General features: G+C 63.2%; 1 protein-coding gene and 1 pseudogene. One reads left to right on the top strand and one right to left on the bottom strand.

The features are described 5' to 3' along the window. Nucleotides 1-13 precede the first annotated feature (13 nt). Nucleotides 14-3,637, top strand: a complete 3,624-nt coding sequence (locus ACLP25_RS26510; RefSeq protein ID WP_442472097.1) for an nSTAND1 domain-containing NTPase — start codon at nucleotides 14-16, stop codon at nucleotides 3,635-3,637. Nucleotides 3,638-4,565: 928 nt separating this feature from the next. Here the strand turns inward: ACLP25_RS26510 and ACLP25_RS26505 are convergent. After that, nucleotides 4,566-5,040: pseudogene (locus ACLP25_RS26505) on the bottom strand (hypothetical protein); the annotation flags it as partial.

Raw genomic sequence — 5,040 nt, 5'->3', positions numbered from 1 at the left:
GTCGTTTCTGACCATGTCGCGCCTTTTCATCAGCCACTCGAGCTGGAACAACGACAAGGCCGTTGAGATCCGCGACTGGCTCGCGAAGAACGGCTGGGACGACGTCTTCCTCGATCTCGACCCCGAGTGCGGCATCGTGGCCGGCCAGCGCTGGAAGGAGGCCCTACAGAAGGCCGCCTATCGCTGCGAAGTCGTTCTCGCGCTTGTCTCGAAGGAATGGCTCGCCTCAGGCTGGTGCAAGTCGGAAGTCGACGCCGCGCGCCTCATGGGCAAGAGGGTGATCGCGGCGCTCGTCGGCGTCGACAAAAGCGCGGTCCCGATCGATCTCACCCACGAGCAGTTCGTCGATCTCACCGGCGACCCGCAAGCCTACCGGCGCCTAAAGGAAGGGCTGAAGCGCGCCGGCCTCGACCCGACGACCTTCCCCTTCGAGGCGGGCCGCCGGCCCTATCCCGGATTTGCCTATCTGGAAGAGGACGACGCCGCCGTCTTCTTCGGGCGCGACGCGCAGATTGTGCGCGGGCTAGACGAGATCCGCAGGCTCGCGCACACGGGCGTCACGCGCATATTCGTCATCCTCGGCGCGTCGGGATCGGGCAAGTCGTCCTTCCTGCGCGCCGGCCTCTGGTCGCGCTTGAAGCGCGACGACCTCGCGTGGCTGCCGCTGCCCATCGTCCGGCCCGAGCGCGCGGCGATGTCCGGCAAGTACGGGCTCGCCGAAGCGCTCTTTGAGATCATCAGCGAACCGCGCTTCGCGGACGGCATACGCCAGCGAGGCCTGCCGCGCAGCCGCATCGACATCCAGGACTTCGTCGAGAACACGGACGACGGGCTGGCGAAGCTTCTCGCCGCCCTGCGCAACATCGCTCAGGCGGGTTTTTCGGGCGAGAACGCGGCGCCGCCGACAGTCCTGCTCGCCATCGACCAGGGCGAGGAATTGTTCAACGAGGACGGCCGGGACGAGGCTCGCCGTTTCATCGAGATTCTGACCAAAACGCTGGCGGCCGACCCGCGCACGATGGCGATCCTCGTCATGCGGTCGGACGCGTTCCCGCTGGCCCAGGGCGACCCCGCGCTCGCCGCGCTGCCGAAGGATACGTTCACCCTCGACATGATGCTCGAGGGCTCCTTCCGCGCGGTTATCGAAGGCCCGGCGAGGCTCGTCGAGCCGCCGCTCGCGATCGACCCCCGGCTGACCGACGCGCTGCTGGAAGACATATCCGGGCAGGACGCGCTGCCGCTGCTCGCCTTTACCCTTGCACACCTCTACGACAATACCCGCGTCGACAACGCGCTTACGCTCTCTGGCTACGACAAAATCGGGCGCGTGAAAGGCGTGATCGACCAGACGGTCAGGCAAGCCTTCGACGAAGCCGCCGCGAGAGGCGAAGCGCCGAAGACGAAGGAGGAGCAGTACAAGCTTGCGCGTTCGGCCTTCATCCCGCATCTCGCGCAGGTCAACCCGACCGGCCAGTTCGTGCGCCGCGTGGCGCCGCGCAACAAGATTCCGGACGAGGCGCGCCCGCTGATTGACCGCTTCGCCGAGCAGCGCCTGCTCATCCGGGACCGCCGGCAGGACGCCGAGGTCATCGAAGTCGCGCACGAGGCGCTCTTGCGCCAGCCGCCGTTCAGCGACTGGCTCGCCGAGGATCGCGAGTTCCTCCTGTGGCGCGACCGGCTGACCCAGGCCCGCGCGGCCTTCGAGTCCGACGAGCGTGGCCTCCTCGCCGGCCGCGAGTTGGCGATCGCTCGCAGCTATATGCAAATGCGGGCGGAGCGCGACTTCGAGCCGGCGGATCTTGCATTCATCCGCGACAGCGTCGCCGCTGACGACAAACGGCGGGCGGAGGAGGCGGAAGAACAACGCAAACGAGAGGCGGCGGAAAAGGAGGAGCAGGAGCGGCGGCTGCGCGACGCGGAGCGAATCGCCCAGGAGCAGACAAAGGCCGCGGCGGCGCAAAAACGCTTCACTTGGGCGGCTGTAGTCGGGTTGGTCATTGCCTTGGGCTTGGCGGCGGGGGTTTTGTGGCAGTGGCAGCGATCGGAGCGCCAACGTGCCGCGACCGAGGCCCAAAACTTGGGACTGACAGCGCTGGAGCACTTTGATGCGGCAAGGGGCCTCGTCGGGCTCCTGACAGCAGTACAAGCAGGCAGGAAGCTGAGGCCCCTTATCGCGAGTGATCAACCGGTTGTAGACTATCCTGTACTGATTCCAATGCTAGCCTTACAAGTAATTACGGACAATATTCACGAAAAAAACCGCATCGAGCAGGCCAGTGTCAGGCAAAGCAATACTACACTAGGCAATAATACATCAGAATCGGCCAGCAGTTTGGAATGTTTGGTAAAAATCTCGCGCGATAACCAGCAGAAATTGGCTCAAATATCGAATGAAAATCTTGTCTCGCTAATGGGACATCAGCGCAGCGTCTTGGCACGAGCCTGCTCTCCCGACGGCAAATATATAGTTACGGCTGGAGCAGATTTAACCGTCAGACAGCGAGTTGCACAGGAGGATGCACCAGCTGAGATTATCGGACTTCACGGGGGCGTCAAACAGATTCTGTTCTCGGCGGACAGCGCAAGCTTCACCACCATAAACGTCTGGAATACGGTCGTATCCTGGCAGTTGCCCACCACGAATGTTCTGCAGCACATGATCCCCCTCACAACCCACCAGTCGACGGTGCAGAGCGTCCGGTTTAACCGAAGCGGCAGCAAGCTCGTGACCAGCACAAGAAATGGCGCCATACAGTTGTGGACTGCGACTGGGCACCCGGATGTCTCGCCCATAGAAGTTGGCGTTCCTATTATCCTTGCTGACTTCACTGCGGATGAGGATCACATCGTTGTTGTTGGCGCAGACGGTACTGTTCGCATCCTTGACCTTGCTGGCCACACGACTCAGACCATTGCCGGTAGCGAATCGACGGTGATCCATGCGGCCCTTAGCTCGGACAAAAGACGTATAGGACTAGCCATAGCAGGGGGGAGCGCCGAGATCATCGATCTCGGCACGGCGAAGCGGAACCATGTCGGACCTGGCCACCAAGGCTGGATTATGGGCGTTGCCTTTACCCCCGATGACCGCCTCGCAACTGCCGGAGCCGACGATACGGTCCGATTCTGGGACTTGGATGGCCGGCCGGCAGGAAATCCAATTCAAGCTGGCCAAGGGCAGGTGCTAGGTATCGCGGTCAGCCCCCGCACGGGCCTGATCGTTACCGCCGGGGATGATGGAACAGTGAAGCTCTGGTCTGCGGCGGGCGAGGTAGCGAGCGAACTCATCGGACACCGAGGCAAGGTTCTTGGCGTCGCCTTCAACCCGGACGGCACTATCGTCGCGACTTCTGGAGTCGACGGGACATTCCGGTTATGGTCGACCTCAGGGGCGGAACTGGCCCGCTACCCCGGTTATTTTGGGCCGCTCGCGTCCGAGGTGAGCGGCGCAGACTTTGGGACCCCCAGCGTCGGCTTCAGCCCCGATGGGCGCGGCGTTGCCGTACCCACGAACGGGGGCATCGTCCGTGTATGGCGCGTCCAAGGTCTGGACGAACTGCTGCGGCGGGCTTGCGACTGGTTAGCCGACTACTTCGCAACGCATCCCGGCGCGCGGAATATATGCAGCGATCTTTGATGGTAAACCGTAACGATAGCCTGTTTCCGGAGCACGCTCAAATAGGCAGTGGCCGTCCCAATTTGGAACCATACAATCGAGAGGGGAAATTTGTCGCGCTTGGATAGGGCGGCCGCCCAAAGGCTGGAGGTTGGATATCGTCGAGGAGCATAAGCGATCTACCTCAACGTGGCGACGCTCATCGCTTCTGGCGCTACTGTGACGCCTTGCTCAATCCCTTGACTCTCCGCTTCGATCCGCGTCGCTTAGGACACGGATCACGGCCTGGGAGACACGGTCGTCGCGCGGCGAACTCTGTGCGATTCGGTGCCGTAATGGCGCAGGTCTCCAGTCATCAGTTTGAGTCGAACGCGTCACTCTTGCCGCCTTCCACCCGGTTGACGCGACCGGCCCAAGCCGCGACACCAAGATTATTCGTAGAATCTCGGCCAACTGGGTCTTCGAAAGCGCGACTTCGGCCATTCGGAACGCGACAAAGCGCGCGTGGCCGACCTTCATGCCGACCTCAATCATCACTGGGCCCACGAGATCGAAGCGTGAATGGGAACGTCTGCTCGGGGCGGACTCCGCGCCTTCCCTGTAGGTCCGCTTCCTCGCCCAGCGGAGGCGTTCAAGGTCGCGATTTGCGACGGCAGCAATACGTCGAGTCCGGACGTCGACGCAGGACTCGATCGTCGGAATTTGACCACTAGCTAAAGACCGAGAGTCGAGCGCCGAAGCCCCGCGCGAGAGTGCTGCGAAGAATTCCGGCGAGATGCTCGCGCGCAGTGTCCATCGCTGGGGAGCCGGAACACCGAGGCTGCCAGGTCGTTATGTTAACATATGTTAACATAGCCGGACCGACGGGCTGTTTGCAAAAGGCGCCGTAACGCCCTGAAAAGGCACAAAACCGAACTGGAAATGGCGCCCCAGCCTCCGCCCTGCCCGATTATTCCCGAAACGGCGTCACGAACAGTCCGCCGGCCTCAGCCGGCGCATTTGGCCCGCGCGGCAAGCGCAAGCGCGAGCGGTCGCCGAGATTGCGGGCGTAGATGTCGGCGTAACCGCCGGCGGCGCTGAGCACGCGCTTCGACCAATCCTCGGGCAGGCCGAGGTCCGCGGCGTCGACCGCCGCCTGCTCGCCGCCGCCCGGCGTCCAGGGACCGGACGGCAACTCGGCCCGCTCCAGCGCGAAAATCGCCGAGGCGACGATCGCCGCCCATTGGGGATCGCTCGCCGGCGTGACCGCGAAGACCGGGAAGGTGGCGAGCGGCTCGGGCAGAATGCGGCTCTTCCGGCCCTTCTCGTCGCTCGAGAGCCGCGCGACGGCAAGGTCGCCGATCTCACCGACCTCGGCGTCGCACTTGCGGTCGTCATAGGCGTCGAACATCTCGCCGTATTCGGTATAGGGCATTCGGGTGAAG

Origin of the sequence: Roseiarcus sp. (genome assembly GCF_052145395.1) — a bacterium.
Lineage (GTDB): Bacteria > Pseudomonadota > Alphaproteobacteria > Rhizobiales > Beijerinckiaceae > Roseiarcus.
Note: the sequence above shows the minus strand (reverse complement) of the source record. Positions and strands in the feature narration are given on the sequence as shown.

What these genes read in the sequence shown, in the direction of transcription:
- ACLP25_RS26510 (WP_442472097.1), top strand. Translation starts at nt 14, where the DNA reads ATGTCGCGCCTTTTCATCAGCCACTCGAGCTGGAACAACGACAAGGCC.